General features: G+C 52.7%; 1 rRNA gene. It reads left to right on the forward strand.

What is annotated here, in order from left to right:
• Positions 1–111: 111 nt before the first annotated feature.
• A 23S ribosomal RNA gene (locus D3876_RS00240) occupies positions 112–2,260 on the forward strand; the annotation flags it as partial.

Genomic DNA, 2,260 nt, shown 5'->3' on the forward strand with positions numbered 1-2,260 from the left:
TAAATCATTTGGCTGAGATTTAATTATCTGCATTTACCGTGACGCGCATTCGATGGCGGCCTCTTTTGCAAGGAGAGGTTTTCCAGCGTTGTCATTGGTGGTGTGGACTCTCAAACGTGAGGTAAGAGCATTTGGTGGATGCCTTGGCATGCACAGGCGATGAAGGACGTGGCACGCTGCGATAAGCGTCGGTGAGGTGTGAGCAACCTTTGACCCGACGATTTCCGAATGGGGAAACCCATCCTTACCATTTAATCCTTGTCCCGGACTTGATCCGGGATCTGGGTTAAATGGGAAAGGATATTACCTTGGTGAATAAAATAGCCTTGGTAAAGCGAACCCGGAGAACTGAAACATCTCAGTACCCGGAGGAAAAGACATCAACCGAGATTCCGTTAGTAGTGGCGAGCGAACGCGGACCAGGCCAATGCCTGGTGTTTAATTAGCAGAAGCCTCTGGAAAGTGGCGCCATAGCGGGTGACAGCCCCGTATGCGAAAATAGGACATCAGGATTCGAGTAGGGCGGGGCACGTGAAACCCTGTCTGAACATGGGGGGACCACCCTCCAAGCCTAAATACTCGTGCATGACCGATAGCGAACTAGTACCGTGAGGGAAAGGTGAAAAGCACCCCGATGAGGGGAGTGAAACAGTACCTGAAACCGAATGCTTACAAGCAGTTGGAGCCTCTTTATGGGGTGACAGCGTACCTCTTGCATAATGGGTCTGTGACTTAGTGTATCAAGCAAGCTTAAGCCGATAGGTGTAGGCGCAGCGAAAGCGAGTCTTAATAGGGCGACAGAGTTTGATGCATTAGACCCGAAACCCGGCGATCTAGGCATGACCAGGTTGAAGGTGGGGTAACACCCACTGGAGGACCGAACCGTTTAATGTTGAAAAATTATCGGATGAGTTGTGTTTAGGGGTGAAAGGCCAATCAAGCCGGGAAATAGCTGGTTCTCCGCGAAATCTATTGAGGTAGAGCCTTGGATGAATACCGTTGGGGGTAGAGCACTGGATGGATGCGGGGGTCGCGAGATCTACCAACTCTAACCAAACTCCGAATACCAACGAGTACTGTCCAGGAGACAGACGGCGGGTGCTAAGGTCCGTCGTCAAAAGGGAAACAGCCCTGACCTACAGCTAAGGTCCCCAAGTCACGTCTAAGTGGGAAAGCATGTGGGATCTCCAAAACAACCAGGAGGTTGGCTTAGAAGCAGCCATCCTTTAAAGAAAGCGTAACAGCTCACTGGTCTAGATAAGAGATCCTGCGGCGAAGATGTAACGGGGCTCAAGACGTGCACCGAAGCTTAGGGTGTGGATTTATCCACGCGGTAGCGGAGCGTTCCGTAAGCCTGTGAAGCCGAAGGGTAACCGACGGTGGAGGTATCGGAAGTGCGAATGCAGACATGAGTAGCGATAAAGAGGGTGAGATGCCCTCTCGCCGAAAGACCAAGGGTTCCTGCTTAAAGCTAATCTGAGCAGGGTGAGCCGGCCCCTAAGACGAGCCCGAAGGGGGTAGTCGATGGGAACCACGTTAATATTCGTGGGCCTGGTGGTGTGTGACGGATCTCGTATGTTGTACGTCCTTAACGGATTGGACGTGCTTCGAAGAGGTTCCAGGAAATAGCCCCACCGTATAGACCGTACCCGAAACCGACACAGGTGGTCTGGTAGAGTATACCAAGGCGCTTGAGAGAAGTGTACTGAAGGAACTCGGCAAATTGCCTCCGTACCTTCGGAAGAAGGAGGCCCCACATCAAGGCAACTTTTTGTGGGGGCACAGGCCAGGGGGTAGCGACTGTTTAGCAAAAACACAGGGCTCTGCTAAGTCGGCTTCAAGACGACGTATAGGGCCTGACGCCTGCCCGGTGCCTGAAGGTTAAGTGGAGGGGTGCAAGCTCCGAAATGAAGCCCAGGTAAACGGCGGCCGTAACTATAACGGTCCTAAGGTAGCGAAATTCCTTGTCGGGTAAGTTCCGACCTGCACGAATGGCGTAACGACTTCCCCACTGTCTCCAGTACATGCTCAGCGAAATTGAATTCTCCGTGAAGATGCGGAGTACCCGCGGTTAGACGGAAAGACCCCGTGCACCTTTACTGCAGCTTCAGAGTGGCATTAGGAAAGAATTGTGTAGCATAGGTGGGAGGCTTTGAAGCCGGGGCGCCAGCCCTGGTGGAGCCATAGGTGAAATACCACCCTGTTGTTTTCTGATGTCTAACCCAGCACCGTTATCCGGTGCGGGGACCCTCTGTGGCGG

Origin of the sequence: Sphingomonas cavernae, assembly GCF_003590775.1 — a bacterium.
Classification (GTDB): Bacteria; Pseudomonadota; Alphaproteobacteria; order Sphingomonadales; family Sphingomonadaceae; genus Sphingobium_A; species Sphingobium_A cavernae.